Origin of the sequence: Streptomyces sp. LMG1-1-1.1 (genome assembly GCF_040815545.1) — a bacterium.
Taxonomy (GTDB): domain Bacteria; phylum Actinomycetota; class Actinomycetes; order Streptomycetales; family Streptomycetaceae; genus Streptomyces.
The window spans coordinates 83221-101485 of the sequence record NZ_JBFPNH010000021.1; the positions used below are offsets into that span (position 1 = coordinate 83221).

General features: G+C 73.8%; 16 protein-coding genes. 7 read left to right on the top strand and 9 right to left on the bottom strand.

Annotated elements, in window-relative coordinates; all coding sequences use genetic code 11:
- Window positions 1-29 precede the first annotated feature (29 nt).
- Window positions 30-902, bottom strand: coding sequence for a helix-turn-helix domain-containing protein (locus MRBLMG1_RS11040; protein ID WP_367823174.1), 873 nt, complete (start codon window positions 900-902; stop codon window positions 30-32).
- Window positions 903-1223: 321 nt separating this feature from the next.
- Between MRBLMG1_RS11040 and MRBLMG1_RS11045 the strand changes: the two genes are divergently transcribed.
- Window positions 1224-1721, top strand: coding sequence for an ATP-binding protein (locus MRBLMG1_RS11045; RefSeq protein WP_367823176.1), 498 nt, complete (start codon window positions 1224-1226; stop codon window positions 1719-1721).
- 229 nt (window positions 1722-1950) lie between these two features.
- On the opposite strand, the gene MRBLMG1_RS11050 is transcribed toward MRBLMG1_RS11045, so the two are convergent.
- The 4 genes from MRBLMG1_RS11050 to MRBLMG1_RS11065 all read right to left on the bottom strand — a co-directional run bounded on the left by MRBLMG1_RS11050 (window position 1951) and on the right by MRBLMG1_RS11065 (window position 6214).
- Entirely contained in the window at window positions 1951-2163 is a 213-nt protein-coding gene (locus MRBLMG1_RS11050) for a DUF397 domain-containing protein (RefSeq protein WP_367823685.1), read from the bottom strand.
- Window positions 2164-2428: 265 nt separating this feature from the next.
- Complete coding sequence (gene rpmG, locus MRBLMG1_RS11055) at window positions 2429-2593, bottom strand: 50S ribosomal protein L33 (RefSeq protein ID WP_367823178.1); 165 nt, start codon at window positions 2591-2593, stop codon at window positions 2429-2431.
- Between the two features lie 91 nt (window positions 2594-2684).
- Window positions 2685-4907 (bottom strand): FUSC family protein, encoded by a 2223-nt coding sequence (locus MRBLMG1_RS11060; protein ID WP_367823180.1) that lies wholly within the window; start codon window positions 4905-4907, stop codon window positions 2685-2687.
- 173 nt (window positions 4908-5080) lie between these two features.
- Window positions 5081-6214: a DUF2786 domain-containing protein gene (locus MRBLMG1_RS11065; RefSeq protein WP_367823181.1), complete on the bottom strand. Its 1134-nt coding sequence runs from the start codon at window positions 6212-6214 to the stop codon at window positions 5081-5083.
- A gap of 389 nt (window positions 6215-6603) precedes the next feature.
- On the opposite strand from MRBLMG1_RS11065, the gene MRBLMG1_RS11070 reads away from it, so the two are divergent.
- The gene (locus MRBLMG1_RS11070) at window positions 6604-7416 is read left to right on the top strand and encodes an ABC transporter ATP-binding protein (RefSeq protein ID WP_367823182.1); all 813 of its coding nucleotides are present in this window, start codon (window positions 6604-6606) and stop codon (window positions 7414-7416) included.
- Complete coding sequence (locus MRBLMG1_RS11075; RefSeq protein WP_367823184.1) at window positions 7410-9605, top strand: FtsX-like permease family protein; 2196 nt, start codon at window positions 7410-7412, stop codon at window positions 9603-9605. Before MRBLMG1_RS11070 ends, MRBLMG1_RS11075 begins: the two co-directional genes overlap by 7 nt.
- Before the next feature lie 119 nt (window positions 9606-9724).
- On the opposite strand, the gene MRBLMG1_RS11080 is transcribed toward MRBLMG1_RS11075, so the two are convergent.
- Entirely contained in the window at window positions 9725-10273 is a 549-nt protein-coding gene (locus MRBLMG1_RS11080) for a GNAT family N-acetyltransferase (protein WP_367823186.1), read from the bottom strand.
- Between the two features lie 78 nt (window positions 10274-10351).
- Complete coding sequence (locus MRBLMG1_RS11085; protein ID WP_367823188.1) at window positions 10352-11281, bottom strand: NADP-dependent oxidoreductase; 930 nt, start codon at window positions 11279-11281, stop codon at window positions 10352-10354.
- A 268-nt stretch (window positions 11282-11549) separates the two neighbouring features.
- Between MRBLMG1_RS11085 and MRBLMG1_RS11090 the strand changes: the two genes are divergently transcribed.
- Together MRBLMG1_RS11090 and MRBLMG1_RS11095 are read left to right on the top strand one after the other, a co-directional pair.
- Complete coding sequence (locus MRBLMG1_RS11090) at window positions 11550-12794, top strand: LuxR C-terminal-related transcriptional regulator (RefSeq protein ID WP_367823189.1); 1245 nt, start codon at window positions 11550-11552, stop codon at window positions 12792-12794.
- Window positions 12795-12896: 102 nt separating this feature from the next.
- Complete coding sequence (locus MRBLMG1_RS11095) at window positions 12897-14582, top strand: bifunctional 3'-5' exonuclease/DNA polymerase (RefSeq protein ID WP_367823191.1); 1686 nt, start codon at window positions 12897-12899, stop codon at window positions 14580-14582.
- 170 nt (window positions 14583-14752) lie between these two features.
- On the opposite strand, the gene MRBLMG1_RS11100 is transcribed toward MRBLMG1_RS11095, so the two are convergent.
- Together MRBLMG1_RS11100 and MRBLMG1_RS11105 are read right to left on the bottom strand one after the other, a co-directional pair.
- Window positions 14753-16060 carry a hypothetical protein gene (locus MRBLMG1_RS11100; protein WP_367823193.1) on the bottom strand — a complete coding sequence of 436 codons (1308 nt, stop codon included), beginning with the start codon at window positions 16058-16060 and terminating at the stop codon, window positions 14753-14755.
- A 72-nt stretch (window positions 16061-16132) separates the two neighbouring features.
- Entirely contained in the window at window positions 16133-16642 is a 510-nt protein-coding gene (locus MRBLMG1_RS11105) for a SigE family RNA polymerase sigma factor (protein WP_367823195.1), read from the bottom strand.
- Window positions 16643-16795: 153 nt separating this feature from the next.
- Between MRBLMG1_RS11105 and MRBLMG1_RS11110 the strand changes: the two genes are divergently transcribed.
- Both MRBLMG1_RS11110 and MRBLMG1_RS11115 read left to right on the top strand, forming a co-directional pair.
- On the top strand, window positions 16796-17182 hold the full coding sequence (locus MRBLMG1_RS11110) for a DUF6479 family protein (protein ID WP_367823196.1): 387 nt from the start codon (window positions 16796-16798) through the stop codon (window positions 17180-17182).
- Between the two features lie 72 nt (window positions 17183-17254).
- Window positions 17255-18199 (top strand): sigma factor-like helix-turn-helix DNA-binding protein, encoded by a 945-nt coding sequence (locus MRBLMG1_RS11115; RefSeq protein ID WP_367823198.1) that lies wholly within the window; start codon window positions 17255-17257, stop codon window positions 18197-18199.
- Window positions 18200-18265: the final 66 nt, after the last annotated feature.

Genomic DNA, 18265 nt, shown 5'->3' on the forward strand with positions numbered 1-18265 from the left:
GACTGATGTGGCGTCATCGTACTGATGTATCAGGAGAGTTGAAGGAGACCTCGGAGAAGGTCACGGGTTTCGGCCGGATCAGGCCCGTCCTTCTGGAGCTTCTCCATGACCCGCTGGTACTGGGCGACCTCCTCGCGCTTGTCGAGGTAGAGGGCGCTGGTGAGCTGCTCCAGGTAGACGATGTCGGAGAGGTCGGACTCGGGGAAGCTCAGCATCGTGAAGGCGCCGCTCTCGCCCGCGTGGCCGCCGAAGCTGAAGGGCATCACCTGGAGGGTGACGCCGGGGTGCTCGGAGATCTCGATCAGATGCCTCAACTGCCCCTGCATGACGGCCCGGTCGCCGTACGGGCGGCGCAGCGCGGCCTCGTCGAGCACGGCGTGGAACTGCGGGGCTCGCTCGGAGACGAGGACCTTCTGGCGCTCAAGGCGCAGGGCGACCCGGCGGTCGATCTCGGCGCGCGGGGCGTCGGGCATGCCTCGGGTGACGACGGCCTGGGCGTACGCCTCGGTCTGCAACAGGCCGTGGACGAACTGGACTTCGTAGACCCGGATGAGGGAGGCGGCGCCTTCCAGGCCGATGTACGTCTGGAACCAGCCCGGCAGGACGTCGCCGAAACTGTGCCACCACCCGGCGACGTTGGCCTCGCGGGCGAGCCCGAGGAGCGAGCCGCGCTCGGCCTCGTCCCCGACCCCGTACAACGTGAGCAGATCCTCGACGTCCCTGGCCTTGAAGCTCACCCGCCCCAACTCCATACGGCTGATCTTGGATTCGGACGCCCGGATCGAATAGCCGGCCGCTTCGCGGGTGATGCCGCGCGACTCGCGCAACCGCCTCAGCTGGGAGCCCAGCAGGATGCGCCGCACCACACTCCCGCTCGCTCCGCTCGATTCGCCTGCGGTCACGGCTCCCAGCCTCCCCTTTACGGTGTCGAGCCCCCGTCGAGCCCCGGATTCTGCCACCAAACGCTTCAGCGCGTACACATTCGATTACGGAAAGGCGGCGAGATCCGGGCAGGCGCGGGCACGCGGCACGCACATCGCGGAAAGTTCCCCTCACCAGGCGGACGACTTATGCACAGATTCCGCACGGGGACGGACAGGTCCGGCGCGTGCACGTGCATCTGCCCTTGCATCCAGTGGTCGCATTCGGAACCATGGACCCCGCGCAGCCGCGTACTCGTTCGTGTTGTCGCACCACAGTCGCGATTCCCGGGAGTGCCTCGCATGGGGACGAATGGATCGACCGTGCTCGAGCCGTTACGGCAGGGCCTACCGCCGCTCGATCCCGGCGCCGTCTCCACCTCCGCTTCCTGCGCCCTGCCCGCCCGGTACGAAGCCGTGCGCGGGGCCCGGAAGTTCACCAGCACCACGCTCGACCGCTGGGAGCTGACGGAACGCTTCGACGACGTGGCCCTGGTCGTCTCCGAGCTCGTCACCAACGCGCTGCGCCACGCCGTACCCACCGAAGCGCCCCAGGAAGAAGGCCAGAACCCGCCGGTCAGGCTGCACCTCATGCGCTGGGCCTCGCGCCTGGTGTGCGCCGTGCGCGACCCCAGCGGGGAGAGCCCGGAGGCGCGCGGCGGCGAGGAGGACTTCTCCGCCGAGTCGGGGCGCGGACTGTTCCTGGTGGACTCGTTCAGCGACAGCTGGGGGTGGCACCCCCTCGCCGGCACACTCCAGGGCAAGGTGGTGTGGGCGCTGTTCCGGGTCGGTCCGGAGTAGCGGCACCGCCGCGGGAGAGACAGACACGGGAAAGGGCCCCGGCGCACACCGCCGGGGCCCTTCGCCGTGCCCTTCGAACGTCTTTCGCGCACCTTTCGCACGTCTTCCGCGCGCGGTCGGCCACCGCCGACTTCCTTCCGCACGTCTGTCGAGCGCCTTCCGCGCGCCTTCCGCACGTCTTCCGCACGTCTTTTGAGCGCCTTCCGCGTGCCTTCGCCGGCGCCCGCGGTCACACCAAGTGGTCGAACTCGCCGTCCTTGACGCCCAGCAGGAGCGCCTCTATCTCCGCGGGCGTATAGACGAGCGCGGGACCGTCGGGGTGGCGCGAGTTGCGCACGGCAACGTTTCCCCCCGGGAGTTTGGCGAACTCGACGCAGGATCCCTGAGAGTTGCTGTGCCTGCTCTTCTGCCACACGACACCGGACAGCTCCGTGGCAGCCATGCCGTTGTACGCGTGATGCGCATGGTGCACTGGTCGCTCCCCGAGTTGCTTGGTGCAGGTGTCAACTTCCTCGGATCATAGCTGTGTTCACATGCCGATGCATGAGCAGATGCACGTGCACGAGGGGTGGCGTAGTGGCTACGCGACACAGCGTGCCACCAGCGCCTTCAGGGCAACTTCCCCTGATCAGACGTTCCTGACGGGCCGTGCGGTTCCCCGCGCGGCCCTCGCGCGATCCTACGGCTCCCGGTCCGCGACGACGGGGTCAGCGCTCCTCTCGGAAGTCGACGTGCCGGCCGGCGACCGGGTCGAACTTGCGCAGGGTGAGGCGGTCGGGGTCGTTGCGCCGGTTCTTGCGGGTGACGTAGGTGAATCCGGTGCCGGCGGTGGACCGGATCTTGACGACGGGGCGGAGCTCATTGCGTGCCATGGAAGTGAGAGTAAATGAAAATGGGATCCATTGCCAATAATCTGGAGGAGAGCTGGGTCACGCTCGACCGACGCGGCACCAGGACGACGCCCTAACGCGCGCGCCGGGACTCCGCCAGGGCCACCGAGACCTCGTCCAGGGCCTCCAGGAGGAGGACGGCGCCCTTGTGGAGGAGGAAGTGGTCCGGCGGATCGGCGGACCAGGCGGTGACCGTCTCGCGCAGGTCGTCCCACTGGGGCTCCTTACGCTCCCGCACCTGCTTCGCACCCCGCTCCGTCGCCCGGTGCACGGACTCCGCCAGGGTCGCGGCGGCGGGAACGGGCGGCGCGCCGCGCTCCGGCAGATGCGCCTCCAAGAGCATCGACACCCGGCCGAACTGGGCGAGGGCATGCTCGGCCTGCTCCGCCGCCGCGTGCGAAAGGCCCCGGTGGCGCACCGGCTCGTGGGTCGCCCGTTCCAGGGCCTCCTGCCAGGCGACCTTGGCCGCGCGGGTGTCCAGGAGCGCCTCCCGGACGTCGGGGCAGACGGAACCGACCGGGTCGGCGTACCGCGCGGTGGCGGCGGCCGCGTACCGGCCCGCGGCCGCCAGCCAGTCCGCGAGCCGGCCCCGCAGCCGGGGCGTCTCCCAGGCCGGGTAGACGGCGTACGCCAGCATCGCGAGGAGCCCGCCGACGAGGGTCAGGAGCACCCGGTCCCGCACGGTCTGCGTCACCCCCGCGCCGTCCATGCCCAGCAGGAAGACGACGTACGCGGAGACGCAGACCTGTCCGGCCGCGTACCCCGTCCGCATCAGCAGGTACATCCCGAACGCGCTCAGCACGGCCAGCGCCGCCAGCAGGTACGTGCCCGGGTGCGCCCACTGCACCACCCCCGTCGCCAGCGCCACCCCGACGAGCGTGCCCCCGAACCGGGCCACCGAGCGTGCGTACGTCTGTGAGAAGTCCGGCCGCATCACCATCACCGAGGCCATCGGCGCCCAGTAACCGTGCCCGAACGGCAGCACCGCCCCCAGGAGGTAGCCGGCCGCCGTGACCACCGAGATCCGCACCGCGTGGCGGAGGATCGGCGAGTCGGGGCGCAGCTCGGCGCGCATGCTCGCGGCCGCGACGGGCGCGAGCCGGACGAGGGAGGGCCGGGTCCGGGTGGTGCGGGTCGGAGGCCTGGTGGGTGGGGGCGCTGGGGTTGCTGGGGCTTCTGTGGCTTCTGAGGGTGCTGAGGGTGCTGTGGCTCTTGTGGCTCCTATGGGTGCTGTGGGTGCTGGTGAGCCTGCGGCCTCGGTGGTCGCCTCCTCCGGCGGTGGGGCCGGGGCTTCTCGTGGCGAGGTCTCCGTGCGCGGCTCCGCCGTTTCCACGACGTCGCCGAGGAGGGCGGCGAGGCGGACGGCGGCGCGGCGGGAGGGGCCGGAGAGGATGGCGCCCGTGTCGGGGGTGCGGAGCGCGGCGACGGCGGCCGGCGGGAGCGTGACCGGTTCGCCGTGCCGGATGGCGTGGGCGGCGGCGTCCAGGAGCTCTCCCGCTGCGGCGAGCAGTTCCCGCACCCGGTCCCGCTGCGGGCCCTCCTTCGGGACGCCGACCGCCGGGTCGGCCAGCGAGGCGAGTACCGGGCGGATGCGCTCGGCGAGCCCGCGCGCGCCGTGGAGCTCCGCCGGGCGGCGGCGGGCCTGGCGGGGCGTGACGGCGGCGGCGCTGCGGGCCGTCATGAGCGGTACCGGATCGAAGGGCGCGACCGGGTCGTGGCGGAGGCGGCGGGCGTAGTCCGCCTCCGCGGCCAGCGCGTCCGCCAGGGCGTCGCGCTGCGCGCCCCAGCGGCGCACCGGGAGGAGCACGACCAGCGCGGCCTGCACGACACCGCCCGCGAAGATCACGACGGCGTGGCCGGCGGCTTCGGCGACGGACGTGGGGAGCGTGACCGTCACCAGCATGATCGCCACATTGGACGCGGCGATGATCCCGGCGGTCGGACCCGCGGCCCAGGTCAGCCCCGCGAGGAACGTCCACGAGAGCAGCAGCGCCAGGAACAGCACCTCGTTCGCGCCCGTGAGGTAGCCGAGGAACGTCGACACGGCGAGGCTCGCCCCGGACGCGAGGGCGAGCGTGGGCCGGGGGCGCCACGAACGCTGGAACGTGGCGATGGCTGCCTGGAACGCCCCGAACGCCGACGACGCGGCGACCGCCGGGCCGAACAGCGCGAGCGAGAACCCCACGACCAGCGCCAGCCCCAGCGCGCCCCTCGCCGCGATGGCGGGCTCCAGCGGACGCCGCTCCACGGTGAGCCCCGAGCGGGAGGTCGCCTTCAACGCCCGAAGCCAGCTCATGGGCCGAGCGTATCCGCGATCCACCCCTTATCCGACATTCAGCCCATCTGCGACGGCATCGGGCGCTCCTGTAAGGAGGCATGGTCCGGGTGCAGCTCGGGTGCGGCTCAGGTGCGGCTCGGGTTACGACTCCGGGCGGTCGCGCAAAGAGGTGGGGTCCGGGTGCGGCTCTGTTACGACTCCGGGCGGTCGCGCAAGGAGGCGCGGTCCGGGTGCAGCCCGGCGCGGTCGGCGGCGGAGGAGCCGTGGTTCCAGCCGGCTTCGTCCCAGGCGGCACGCACGCGCGTGGTGCGGGTCTCGGGGAAGAGCTCGTCGGTGCGGCTGGTGACGGCGAGATCGCGGGAGGCCAGGGCGGGCAGCAGCGAGGGAGCCTCGGAGGCGACGCGGCGGGACGTCGAGGCCAGGCGGGCGCCCAGCCGGTTGGCGTACGCGAGCAGGAACGACTGTCGGAAGGACTTGGTGCGCTTGCGGCCGCCCGCCCGCTGCTCCGCCTCCGCCCGCGTCATCGCCGCCGTCCCCTGGACGAGCAGCGACGTGTACAGCAGCTCGACCGGGTCCAGGTCCGCCTCGAAGCCGACCACCGTCGAGAAGCCGTACGCCTCGTTCCACACGGCCCGGCAATGGTTCGCCGTGGCGACCGCGTCGAGCAGGATCGCCTTCGCCTGCTCGTACGGCGGCTCCACCCCGATCCGGATCGCCCCGGGCGTCTCCGGGGACGGCGCGCCCGCCGCGAGCGTCGCCTCGTCCAGACTGTGCCGGGCCATCAGCTCCTGAGCCTTGGCCGTCAGCGCCTCCGCCTCCTCCGGATACCCCGTCGCCTCCGCCTTCGCGAGCAGCGCCCTGATGCGCGTGAGCATCCGGGGCTCGCCTGCCGCCGCCGGAGGCAGGACGTCCCCCGGGACCGGGCCCACCGCGTCCAGGCGCGGCAGCCGGACCAGCAGCCGGTACAGCTCCAGGACGGTCGTCGCGTACGAGAAGCGGTCCGTCGGGCGGACCATCCCCTCGTCCAGCTCGTCGAGCTGCGCCTGCCAGCGGTGCGGCAGCCTGCCGTACCCGGCCGTCTCCGTCCTGACCAGCCCGCAGAGGAGCCGGACGTGCTCGTCCGACAACTCGCGGCGGGCCGTCCGGACCAGATCCGCCGGCTGCCAGCCACGCCCCCACAGCACGCGGACGAACTCCTCGCCGCGCCGGACCAGCTCCCCGTCCGCGCCCCTGTCGGCGGCGAGCAGCGACGCCGCCGTGTCGAGCGAACCGTCGTCGCTCGCGTACAGCGCTTCGAAGGCCCTGTCGATGCTGGTGGTGCTCACGCCGCGCCCCTCGTATCCCTTACGTCTCGTACGCCGGTCACTTCTCGTACGCCAGTCACTTCTCGTACGCCGGTCGCTTCTCGTACGCCGGTTACGTCACGAACACCGGTTAGGTCGCGTACACCGGTTACATCTCTTACGCCGGTCACGCCTCCCGCGTCCCACGCCCCCACCACGATGGTCTCAGCCGTCACAGCCTCCCGGGGAACCCGGCCGGGCGGACGGATACGCGAAGGCCGTACGGGGAGAGGCGGAGGGGCCGTACGGGAGAGAGGGAGGGAGGCCGTACGGGAGAGAGGGAGGCCGTACGGCAGAGGTAGGGCCAGGCATACCCCCGGACGCCCGCCAGTGGTCGTGATCCGGGCGGGCAGGAACGGTTCGCTTGAGTCATGACCACGACGACCCCAGCCCCCGCCGCCCCCGACGCTCCCACCGTCGCCGTACGGCTGCGGGGGATCACCCGGCACCACCGGGACGTCCGCGCCCTCGACGGCGTCGACCTCGACTTCGCCGCCGGGACCTTCACCGCCGTCATGGGCCCCTCGGGCTCCGGCAAGTCCACCCTGCTCCAGTGCGCCGCCGGCCTCGACCGGCCCACCACCGGCAGCGTCGAGGTCGGTGGCGTCGCCCTCGACGGGCTGAGCGAACGGCGCCTCACCCTCCTCCGGCGGGACCGCACCGGCTTCGTCTTCCAGTCGTTCAACCTCCTGCCCTCCCTCACCGCCGCGCAGAACGTCGCCCTGCCGCTCCGCCTCGCCGGCCGCCGCCCGTCCCGCACGCGGGTAAAGGACGCACTCGCGCGCGTGGGCCTCGCCGGGCGCGAACGCCACCGCCCCGGCGAACTCTCCGGCGGGCAGCAGCAACGCGTCGCCATCGCCCGGGCGTTGATCACCCACCCCGCCGTCCTCTTCGGCGACGAACCCACCGGCGCGCTCGACTCGACCACCAGCCGCGAGGTCCTCGACATGCTCCGGGACCTCGTCGACCGGGACGGACAGACCATCGTCATGGTCACCCACGACCCCGTCGCGGCGGCCCGCGCCGACCGCGTCGTCTTCCTCGTCGACGGACGCGTGGCCGGCGAACTGCCGACCCCGACGGTGGAGACGGTCGCGGCCCGGATGGCAGGCCTTGAGGCGGGGCCCGGAGCGGGGACGGCCGCGGCCCGTACCGGCGGGCTCGTGGGGAGCTCCGCATGCTGACCGTCCTCCTCTCCGGGCTCCGGGCCCGCTGGGCCTCCTTCCTCGGCGGCTTCGTCGCGCTGGCCCTCGGGGTCGGGCTGCTCACCACGATGGGCCTCGGCCTGTCCGCCACTTTTCACGCGCCCGAGCGTTCCCCCCAGCGGTTCGCCTCGTCGCCGGTCGTGGTGCAGGGCCGGGACCGGCTGGTGCTCGACGTACTGCGCGGGCCCGAGACGGTGTCCGTAGCGCTGCCGCTCGATCGTCCACAGCCTGTGGACAAAGAATTGCTTCGGGAACTGCGGGTCCGGTGGACGGTGACCACGGGCGACGGCGGCCCGGACGGCGCAGGTGTGGATGCCGCCGGCTCGGGCGTCGCCGGCGATCGCGCCGCAGGCCCGGACGCCGTCGGGGTCGGGGTGGACGCCGTCGGGGTCGACGCGCCCGCCGACGAGGTCAGGGCCCTGGTCGGCGACCGGGCCCAGGTCCTCACCGGCGCCGACCGGGTGCGCGCCGACCCGGACCCCGAGCGGGACGCCCGGGCGCTCACCGCGCTGAACGCGCTCCTCGGCACCGCCGGCGGGGTGACCGGCTTCGTCTCCGTGTTCGTGGTGGCCTCCACGTTCGCGTTCGCTGTCGCGCTGCGCCGCCGCGAGTTCGGGCTGCTGCGGACCGCCGGGGCCACCCCCGGGCAGGTCAGGCGACTCCTCCTCGCCGAGGCGGCCGCGCTCGGCGTGATCGCGTCGGCCGCCGGGTGCGCGCTCGGCGCCCTGGGCGCGCCCCTGCTGGCCCGCACCCTCGTCGACGGCGGCCTCGCGCCCGCGTGGTTCACGATCGGCGGGGCCGGCTGGCCCTTCCACACGGCCTTCTGGACCGGAGTGACCGTCTCCCTCTGCGGCGCCGTCGCCGCCTCACGGCGGGCCGGGAAAGTGGGCCCGACAGCCGCACTGCGCGACGCGGACGTCGACACCGACACCCTGCCCCTCGGCCGGGCCCTGCTCGGCACGGGACTCCTCGTGGCCGGAGCCGCACTGCTCGCCTGGACCTACGCCACCGAACCGTCCGAGCTGCTCAAGCGGAAGACGTACACCACGCTCCCGATGCTCCTGATCGGCGGCGTCGCCCTGCTCTCCCCCCTCCTGGTCCGCCCCGCGGCCCGGCTCCTCCGGCTCCCGGGCGCCGTCGCGACACTCGTACGGGAGAACAGCGCCGCCTCCGTCCGCCGCACCGCCGCCGTCGCCGCCCCCGTCCTCGTCACCGTCGCCCTCGCCGGCACCCTCTTCGGTGCGGCGACGAGCGTCACGCGCACGCGTGGCGCCGAAGCGCGGGAGCAGACAACCGCTCAGTACGTAGCGACCGGAACCGCGTTGAGGCCGGTGGCCGCACCGGACGAAGCCCTGATCTCCCCCACCGCGGCCACCTCCGTCTTCGTCCGGGACGGCGACGAGGCCGTCGTGAAGTACGGCGCCCGCGCGGTCACCGACCCGGCGGCCTTCGCCGCCCTCGCTCACCTGCCGGTGGTCGCAGGCGACCTCCACGACCTGGACGACCGGTCGATCGTCGTCAACGAGGAGTTCGCACATCACCGCGTCGGCGAGACCGTCGACGTGTGGCGGGCCGACGGCAGCGGCCCGGTGCCCCTGCGGGTCGCCGCCGTCCTCGCCCTCGGCACCGGCGACAACGGCCCCTATGTCACCCGCGCCAACGCCCCCGGCTCCGGCGTCGACCGCATCGACGCGAGCGGCGGCGGCACGGCGACGACACGGGCCCTGGAAGCCGCCGGCGGGACGGTCCGCACCGCCGACGCCTGGGCCGCCGCCGGCCACGCGACGAACACCCCCCAGACCCGGCTCGGCATGATCCTCGTCCTCGGCATCGCACTCCTCTACACCGTGATCGGCCTCGCCAACACGCTCCTCATGGCGACGTCCGTACGGGGCGCCGAACTCGCCTCGCTCCGGCTCGCCGGGGCCACCCGGGCGCAGATCCTCCGAACGGTCACGGGCGAGGCGACCCTCGCCGTCGCCATCGGCGCCGCCCTCGGCCTCGCCGTCACCGCCGCCGTCCTCTCCACCCTCGGCGCCGCCCTCTCCGCCCTCTCCGCCCCCGTCGCCCTCGCCCTCCCCCTCACCCCCCTCGCCACCTCCACCGCCCTCTGCACCCTCGTCGCCCTCGCCTCTTCAGCCCTCCCCGCGTGGCGCCTCACCCGCTGACCCCCCAAGGTGGGACCACGGGGCGGTGACAAGGGTCGGAGCCGGGTCACCGCCCCGCCCCCCGCCGACCCCGCCCAGCGACCCGGGCGGGGGTGGGGTCCGCCGTTGCGCCCCAAGGGCTAAGCCTTCGGCCAGTCCGGGGCGAGGATGGACCAGATTTGTTGGTTGTGGCGGGTGCCGCGGTAGGGGGCGCTTTCGCGGAGGGTGCCGTCGAGGGTCATGCCGAGGCGGCGGGCGACGGCGATGCTGGGGGCGTTGTCGGAGTTGACGATCCATTCGACGCGGTGGATGCCGCGTACGCGGATGGCCCAGTCGATGAGGGCGTGGGCGGCGCGGGTGACGAGGCCGCGGCCGGTGGCGGCGGGTTCGAGCCAGCAGCCGGCTTCGGCGGTGCCGTTCTTGGTGTCGAGGGTGCGGAGGATGACGGCGCCGACGAGGGTGCCGTGGGACCAGATGCCGTGGATGCGGCCGGTGTCGGCGGCGGCTTTCTCGGCGTAGAGGCGGAGGAAGGCGCGGCTGGACTCGAGGTCGGTGACGACGTCGGGGAGGCCGTTGCGGGCGCCGATGAAGTCGCGTCCTCGGTCCATGTGGGCGAGGAATTCGTCGGCCTGCCAGGTTTCGAGGGGGCGGAGTTCCGCGCCGTCGTCTCCCAGGGATATCGCGTACATCGTCGTCGCCTTCCACGGTCGGGGTCCAGCACTCACAGCGGAGGGATCTTCTCACTCCTCCGCCACGAGAGGGCGGCCCTACGGGATCAGGACCAGCTTGCCGCGCACGTGGCCGGACTCGCTCAACTCCTGGGCGCGGGCGGCCTCCTTGAGGGGGAGGGTGTCGGCCAGGCGGACCGCGAGGGTGCCCTCGGCGGCGAGGCGGGCGTGGGCGGTGAGGCCGCGCCGCACGTCGTCGGGGTCGCCCGAGGCGCCGGAGAAGGTGATGCCGAACTCGGCGGCGTCGGTGGCGGCGATGGTGGCGATCCGGTTCTTGTCCGCCGCCCCCTCCCCGCCCAGGAGTTCGATGGCGACGGGCAGTACGCCGTGGCCGGCCGCGTCGAAGACGGCGTCGACGCCGTCGGGGGCGGCGGCCCTGACCCGGTCGGCGAGGCCGTCGCCGTAGGCCACGGGGATCGCGCCGAGCTCGCGCAGGTAGGCGTGGTTGGACTCGGAGGCGCTGCCGACGACCGTGATCCCGGCGGCGACCGCGAGCTGGACGGCGACCGAGCCGACGACGCCGGCGGCGCCGTGCAGGAACAGCGTCTCGCCCTCCCGTACGCCGATCAGGTCGAGGACCCGCTGCGCGGTCTCGCCGGCCACCGGAAGGCTCGCGGCGGCCTCCCAGGAGAGCCCCGCGGGCTTGGGGGCGACGGTGCCGGCGATGGCGTACTCGGCGTAGGCGCCGGTCTTGGTCCAGCCGAGGACTTCGTCGCCGAGGGCCAGGTCGGTGACGCCCTCGCCGAGCGCGTCGACGGTGCCGGCGAACTCGAGGCCGGGGACGGCGGGGAAGGTCGTCGGGTAGAACTCCTCGACCCAGCCGTAACGGCGCTTCCAGTCCACCGGGTTGAGGCCGACCGCGGCGACCCTCACGCGGACCTCGCCGGGGCCGGGCTCCGGCACGTCGACACCGGTCGTGTGGCGCAGCACCTCGGGGCCGCCGAACTCCTCGTATGTGATCGCTTCCATCTCAGCCTCCACCGCTGCTAGTTACCGAATTCCGCACTGCCGTCGGAAGCGTCCTCGAAACTCTTCCAGGAGCTGTTCTCGGACTTGTTCTCGGACCAGATCCAGGAACCGTCTCGGACCCGTCCTCGGACCCGTTCCCGGACTGTCTTCCGATCTCCGACGCCTTCATCCTGCGCCCGCGCGCACCCCGCCCCCGCCCTCCCAACGGCCAGTCCCACCTGGCCGAAAGACCGGCCCCGACCTGCCGCTCCCGACTAGGCTGAACCGCATGGACGCGCTCACGCTGACCGCCGCGTACGAGATCCTGAGGCAGCCGCTCGGGGAGATCCTTCCGAGGGTTTCCGCGGCCCTCGCGCCGGTGGTGCCGCATGTGGACGCGGCCGAACTGTCCACGCACTGCGCGCACTCCCCGTTCAAGGCGATCGGCGGTACGGAGGGGCTGACCGGCTCCGAACTGGCGCCGCTGCTCGCGGCGGGCGTGCCCGGTAGTCCGTGGCAGGGCGTGGCGGTGATCGGCGGCCGGGAGCGCGAGGTCGTCGCCGTGACGAGCCACGCGACCCGGCGCGGTGCGCTCCTCGTGCTCGTACGGGAGGACGGCACCGCGCCGGCGGACGCGGCCGGACTCGCCGTCGCCCAGGCCTTGTGGGACCTGGTGACCAGCCACTTCGACCGGTTCGCCACGGAGGCCATGCCGGGTGCGCTGGCGCGGTCGCGGGCCGCGGCCGACACACGTGCGCGCGTGATCGCCGAACTGACGGCCTCGCACACGGCCGCACTCTCCGGCGTCCTCGGCGTGCTCCGCAGCCGCGCCCTCGGCGACACGACCGCCCGGGCCACCGCGACCGATCTCGCGGCCTCGGCGCTGATCGACATGCGGGCGGCCCAGCGGCACGACCGGGCACTCGCCGAGGAGCCGGCCCAGGACGCCTTCGAACGCCTCGCCGGCGAGCTGCGGCCCATGCTGCGCCACAGCACCGTGCGGCTCGACCTCGGCGCCCCCGACTCCACCCGCGGCCTGGCCGCGGACGTCGCCCACAGCGCGCGGGCCATCGTCCGCGCCCTGCTCCTCGTCGTCCTCGAACAGGACTCGGTGCGCCGCGTCCACGTCGGCTGGCAGCTCACCGAACACGAACTGCGCGCCTCCGTACGCGACGACGGCGCCGGAGCGCTCGCCGCCTGCGACCTCGGCGCCGGCACCATCCGCGACCGCCTCGACGTCCTCGGTGGCCGCCTCGACATGGACGCCGTCCCGGGCTGGGGCACCACCCTCACCGCGATCCTGCCCCTCGCGACCCCCTCGGCGCCGGCCGACGCCGCGCACCCCCTGGCCGGGCTCGGCGAGCGTGAGGTGCAGGTCCTCCGGCATCTGGCGCTCGGGCACCGCAACCGGCGGATCGCCGAGGAGCTCCACATCAGCGAGTCCACCGTCAAGTTCCACGTCGCCAACATCCTCGGCAAGCTCGGCGTCGACTCGCGCGGCGAGGCCGCCGCCCTCTTCCACGCCGCGGCCTGACCCCGCCGGGCCGGCCCCGCCGGGCCGGCCCCCCACCCGGCCCCGCGACCCGCGCTCCCGCTGCCCAGGGGTGTGTCAGTGGCGGGTGCCAGACTCGGACGTATGGGTGAGAGATGGGCGCTGGGGGTCGAGGAGGAAGGGGTGTGGGTGGTGCCCGTGGGGGCGGCCGGGGAGCCGCTGGGGGAGGTGCTGTGGGAGCCGGACCTGGTGGAGGCGGTGCGGCGCCGGCCGGGGGTGGCGCGGTGGGTGTGGCGGTCGACCGCGGAGGTGTACCCGCGGCTGCTGGCCGCGGGGGTGAGGGTGGAGCGGTGCTACGACGTGGAGGACGCCGAGCAGCTGCTGCTGGGGCATGAGGGGCGGCTGGGGGAGCCCCGTTCGGCGGCGGCGGCGTGGGCGCGCCTGCGGAACGCTCCGGTGCCGCCGGATCCCCCGCAGCGGAGCGCGGAGCCGGGCTCGCAGGACTCGCTGTTCGAGCCGCGCCCGGTGGTGTCCGTACCGTTCGAGGGCTTGCTGGCGGTGTACGCGGAGCAGCTGCGCCGCCATGAGCGGACGGGGCATCCGGGGCGGATGCTGCTGCTGACGGCCGCGGAGTCGGCGGGGATGCTGGTGGCCGCCGAGATGCACCGGGCGGGGCTGCCGTGGCGGGCGGACGTGCACCGGGAGCTGTTGAACGAGCTGCTGGGCGAGCGGTACGCGGGCGGGGGCGAGCCGCGGCGGCTCGCGGAGCTCGCGGACGAGGTGTCGGCGGCGTTCGGCCGCCGGGTCCGGCCGGATCTGCCGGCCGACGTGGTGAAGGCCTTCGCGCAGGCCGGGGTGCGGCTGAAGTCGACCCGCCGCTGGGAGCTGGAGGAGGTCGACCACCCGGCGGTGGAGCCGTTGATCGCGTACAAGAAGCTGTACCGGATCTGGACGGCGCACGGCTGGTCGTGGCTGGCGGACTGGGTCAGGGACGGCCGGTTCCGGCCGGAGTACCTGCCCGGGGGGACGGTCAGCGGACGCTGGACGACGAACGGCGGCGGGGCGCTGCAGATCCCGAAGGTGATCCGGCAGGCGGTGGTCGCCGACGAGGGCTGGCGGCTCGTGGTGGCGGACGCCGACCAGATGGAGCCGCGCGTGCTCGCCGCGATCTCCCGGGACCCGGGTCTGATGGAGGTGGCGGGGCACCCCGACGATCTGTACGCCCGGCTCTCCGACCGGGCCTTCTCCGGCGACCGCGCCCACGCGAAGATCGCGCTGCTCGGGGCGATCTACGGGCAGACCAGCGGTGACGGCCTGAAGAACCTGGCGGCGCTGCGGCGCCGCTTCCCACGCGCGGTGGCCTACGTCGACGAGGCGGCGAAGGCCGGCGAGGAGGGCCGGCTCGTCCGGACGTGGCTGGGCAGGACCAGTCCGCGCGCGGTCGGCTCGGGCGACGACGACGAGGCCGGCCTGCCGCAGGACTCCGGCGAACCGGAGCCGGAGAGCGGCGAGTTCGTCCCGGGCTACGCCTCCGGGAACGCCCGGGCGCGCGGCCGGTTCACCCGTAACTTCGTCGTACAGGGCAGTGCCGCCGACTGGGCCCTGCTGATGCTGGCGGCGCTGCGGCGCTCCCTCACCGGGATGCGGGCGGAGCTGGTGTTCTTCCAGCACGACGAGGTGATCGTGCACTGTCCCGCGGAGGAGGCCGAGGCGGTCACCGCGGCGATCCGGGCGGCCGGGGACGAGGCGGGGCGGATCGCCTTCGGCGAGACGCCGGTGCGGTTCCCGTTCACGACGGCCACGGTCGAGCGCTACTCGGAAGCCAAGTAGAGGCACACCCCGCTCCCGTCCGCCCGACTCGCCGTCCGCCCGGCCCCCGTCCGCCCGACTCCCCTTCCGCCCGGCTCCCCTTCCCCCCCCGGCGTACGCACTTGCCCGCCCCCCGCGGGCACGCGGGGCGGCGGGTCGGACCGCCGCCCCTCTCCCCCGTGTGGAGCGGCCTACTTGCGGGGGAGCTTCTGCCACCTCGGGCTCAGGGCGATCGTCCTCATCTGGTCGAGGGTGAGCGCGGGCTCGGCGCGCGTGGCGGCCTCGTGCTGGGCGCCGGTGTTGAAGGCACCGACGACGACCCGGAAGCCGGCCGGGGTGATGGTGTCGACGGTCCACCAGACGACGCCGGCGCCGCCCTTCTCGCCGGCCTGCTGGGTGACCTTGACCTTGCGGCCGTCGGGCAGCGTGGTGACGTCACCGGAGCCGAAGAGGTCGTCGGTGGCGTTCTGCATGTTCGCCTGGACGTTGATCTGGACGAGGCTCTTGCCCTGGCCGTCGTCGACGACGAGGAAGCCGAACCCGCCGCTGCCGCCCTTGTCCGTGACCTTCAGGCCCTGGGGCAGGAGGGAACGCAGGGTGGCCGGGACCGAGTCGCCGACCGGCTCGGCCGCCCGCTGGGCCACGTTGCCCGGGGCGACCTTCGCCGGGGGCAGCTGGGGCAGCTGCCTGAGCAGCGGACGCCAGGCGTCGGTGGTGACGAGCGCCTTCAGCTGGGCCGGGGTGAACGGCGGGTTCTCCCGGCTGACGGCGGCGCCCTTCTCGGCGGCGGCGTTGTACTCGCTCACGTCGACGAGGAAGCCGTCCTTGGTGAGCAGGACCGCCCGCCAGGACTTGGTCTCCTCGCGCTTGTCGGGGTACTCGTACCCCTGGAGGATCATCAGCCGGGCGCCGTTCTGCAGCCGCTCCGTGGTGCAGTCGTCGAAGGGGACGGCGACCTTGTCGGGGCAGGTGACCTGGCTCGCGCCCCCCTCGCCGTCGCCGGAGCCGCGGTAGAGGCCGACGGAGACGGCCGCCTTGCCGCGCCCGTCGTCGTAGACGCCTGCCGCGGATTGGCCCTTGCCGGCGAGGTCGAGGATCTCCCACTTCCCGGCCGGGGTGTGGGCCTTGAGGACGGCCGCGATGTCCTTGACGGGGATCTGCGCCTCGGCGGCCTTCTTGGGGTCGGCGGCGGCGGTCGCGGTGCCGGAGGCGTTGCCCGGCTTGGGGGCCGCGGCCACGGAGGCGGTCGTCGTCTGTCCGCCGGAGCCGATCAGGGATCCGCCGTACACGCCGCCGACGCCGACGGCGGCGAGCGCGAGGGCGCCGCCCGTCACCGCGAGGCGGCGGCGCACGAGGCGGCGCCGGCCGCGGGAGAGCCCGCCCGCGACGAGCTCGCCCCGGCCCTCGACGGAGAAGCCGTCGCCGGCCCGGCGCAGGACCGCGCCGAGTTCCTCCTCGAAGCCTTCGTACTGGGACTGGGAATCGTCGTTCTGAGGCATGCCGAAATCACCGTCTCCGGGTCGTGGGTGAAGAAGTCCAGTGGTCGGTCGCCCGTGGGCGACCGTCTGCGGTCAGCGGGCGGCGAACTCGGTGATGCTGCCGCCGAGTCGTTCCCGCAGCTTCGCCAGCGCCCGTACCGAGCGGGTGCGTACCGCGGCGGAGCTGACGTGCAGGGCGTCGGCGGTCTCCTCGATGCTGCGGTCCTCCCAGTACCGCAGCACCACGACCGCCCGGTCCTTGGGTGCGAGTCCGGCCAGCGCGTCGAGCAGCGCGATGCGGAGTGCGGGGTCCTCGCCGTTGTCGGGGGCGCGGTCCGGCAGCTCGCCGAGCGGGCGCTCGGTGGCGGACCGGCGCCGTTGGTGATTGAGGAAGGTGCGCACCAGCACGGTCTGGGCGTACGCGGCGGGGTTGCCGATACGGGCCATGCGCCCCCACAGCGCGTACATCCGGCCCAGCGTCTCCTGGGTGAGGTCCTCGGCGAGGTGGGTGTCGCCGCTGGTCAGCAGGCATGCGGACCGGAAAAGGTGCCCCGTGCGTGCGGCGGCGAACTCCAGGAACTCGTCCGCGCGGGACTTTTTCATGCCCCTCCCTTCCCTCACGGTCACGTGGTGTGGTCGCCGTACACCTCATTGACGCGATGGGGGCGGAGAAATGTTTCAGCGGGTCGCGACGAATTCCGAGGGGATCTCCCGCCCGACGTATCCGAACAAGCGGAATCGGGTAATCCTGAAGGTATGAACACTCTCAGCGCAGCAGAGATCCTGGCCGCTGGGGTTTGGCAGTCAGGGCTTGGACAAGTTCTCGGCGGACTCGTCATCGTCGCCGTGCTCATCGGCGCCGTCTGGCTCGGCTTCCGCGTCCGCGACCGCGAACCCGCGCCGCCGAAGCCCGACGAACAGCCGCAGCGGCCCGACACCGACGCCCTGCCGGGCGAGACGTCCGAATACCGCAGGGCCGAGGAGATGCCGCGGACCGACGGCGAGCACCGGCTCATGCCGTACCAGCTGAAGGGCTCCGGCGGTACGGAGAGCTCGCCCGACCCGCCCAGCGAGGAGAAGCGCAAGTGGGGCGGGATCTCCAGCGGCGGCTTCGGCAGCGGGGGCACCGGACACGGCGACTGACGCCGGGCGAACCCAGGGCCGCCGCCGGGACCCCGACGGCGGCCGCACCCCGCGTCACGGAGGTCACACCCCGTGGATGACGACACGCACGACAGGGACGACCGGGCCGTCACCGCCCGCTTCGAGGAGGAGCGGCAGCGGCTGCGGGCCGTCGCGTACCGCCTGCTCGGCACGTTCGACGAGGCCGACGACGCCGTACGGGAGGCGGTGCTGCGCGCGGCACGGGAGGCGGTACGGGCCTCGGTGCGGCGCGGCGACCCGCCGACCGAGGTCGTGGCACGGGTCTGCCTGGAGCGGCTCCGGGCCCGCGAGACCCACCGGGGGAAGCCGTGGGATCCCTGGGACCCCTGGGCCGTCGGCGCACCGAACCGGCCGCACCGGCCCGAGCAGGTCTCCGACCCCGGCCGGCGGGCCCTGCTCGCCGCCGACAGCGACTCCACGGCCCCGGACCTCCCGCAGGTCCTGGACGGCCTGACGCCCTCCGAACGGCTGGCGTACGTCCTCCACGACCTGTTCGCCGAACCCTACGAGGAGATCGCCGGCATCCTGGACCGCTCCCCGTCCGCCGCCCGTCAGCTGGCCGGCCGGGCCCGGCACCGGGTGGGCGGCGCGGAGGAGATGCCGCACCCCGATCCCGACCGCGGCCGCGAGATCGTCGCGGCCCTCCTGACCGCCGCCCGCAACGGTGACCTCGACGGCCTCCTCGTACTGCTCGACCCGGACGTGGTGCTCAGGGCCGACGCCGCCGCCGTCCGCGCGGGCACGGCCGCGGCGCACGGAGCCCCGGCGGTCGCCCGACCGGTCGCCCGGCACGCGCGGGCGGCGCGCCCCGCCCTGGTGGACGGCATGGCGGGCCTGGTCGAGGGCGACCCCGCCGGCACCGGCGACGCCACGGTCCTCGGCTTCACCGTCCTCCACGACCTGATCACCTCGGTCGACCTCCTCGCCGACGAGGACCACGTCAGCCGTCTGGACCTCCAGCTCCTCGACGGGACGCGGCTGCCCCCGGCGGCGTGAGGACGGGGGACGGCGGGAGGACGGACGGCGTCGGAACAGACGGCGGGAGGACGGACGGCGTCAGGA

Bases quoted from the DNA above. Each gene is read 5' to 3' on its own strand.
- MRBLMG1_RS11060 (WP_367823180.1), bottom strand. From the start codon at position 4,907: ATGAGCTGGCTTCGGGCGTTGAAGGCGACCTCCCGCTCGGGGCTCACC.
- MRBLMG1_RS11045 (WP_367823176.1), top strand. From the start codon at position 1,224: ATGGGGACGAATGGATCGACCGTGCTCGAGCCGTTACGGCAGGGCCTA.
- rpmG (WP_367823178.1), bottom strand. From the start codon at position 2,593: ATGGCACGCAATGAGCTCCGCCCCGTCGTCAAGATCCGGTCCACCGCC.
- MRBLMG1_RS11075 (WP_367823184.1), top strand. From the start codon at position 7,410: ATGCTGACCGTCCTCCTCTCCGGGCTCCGGGCCCGCTGGGCCTCCTTC.
- MRBLMG1_RS11090 (WP_367823189.1), top strand. From the start codon at position 11,550: ATGGACGCGCTCACGCTGACCGCCGCGTACGAGATCCTGAGGCAGCCG.
- MRBLMG1_RS11095 (WP_367823191.1), top strand. From the start codon at position 12,897: ATGGGTGAGAGATGGGCGCTGGGGGTCGAGGAGGAAGGGGTGTGGGTG.
- MRBLMG1_RS11100 (WP_367823193.1), bottom strand. From the start codon at position 16,060: ATGCCTCAGAACGACGATTCCCAGTCCCAGTACGAAGGCTTCGAGGAG.
- MRBLMG1_RS11105 (WP_367823195.1), bottom strand. From the start codon at position 16,642: ATGAAAAAGTCCCGCGCGGACGAGTTCCTGGAGTTCGCCGCCGCACGC.
- MRBLMG1_RS11050 (WP_367823685.1), bottom strand. From the start codon at position 2,163: ATGGCTGCCACGGAGCTGTCCGGTGTCGTGTGGCAGAAGAGCAGGCAC.
- MRBLMG1_RS11085 (WP_367823188.1), bottom strand. From the start codon at position 11,281: ATGGAAGCGATCACATACGAGGAGTTCGGCGGCCCCGAGGTGCTGCGC.
- MRBLMG1_RS11110 (WP_367823196.1), top strand. From the start codon at position 16,796: ATGAACACTCTCAGCGCAGCAGAGATCCTGGCCGCTGGGGTTTGGCAG.
- MRBLMG1_RS11080 (WP_367823186.1), bottom strand. From the start codon at position 10,273: ATGTACGCGATATCCCTGGGAGACGACGGCGCGGAACTCCGCCCCCTC.
- MRBLMG1_RS11070 (WP_367823182.1), top strand. From the start codon at position 6,604: ATGACCACGACGACCCCAGCCCCCGCCGCCCCCGACGCTCCCACCGTC.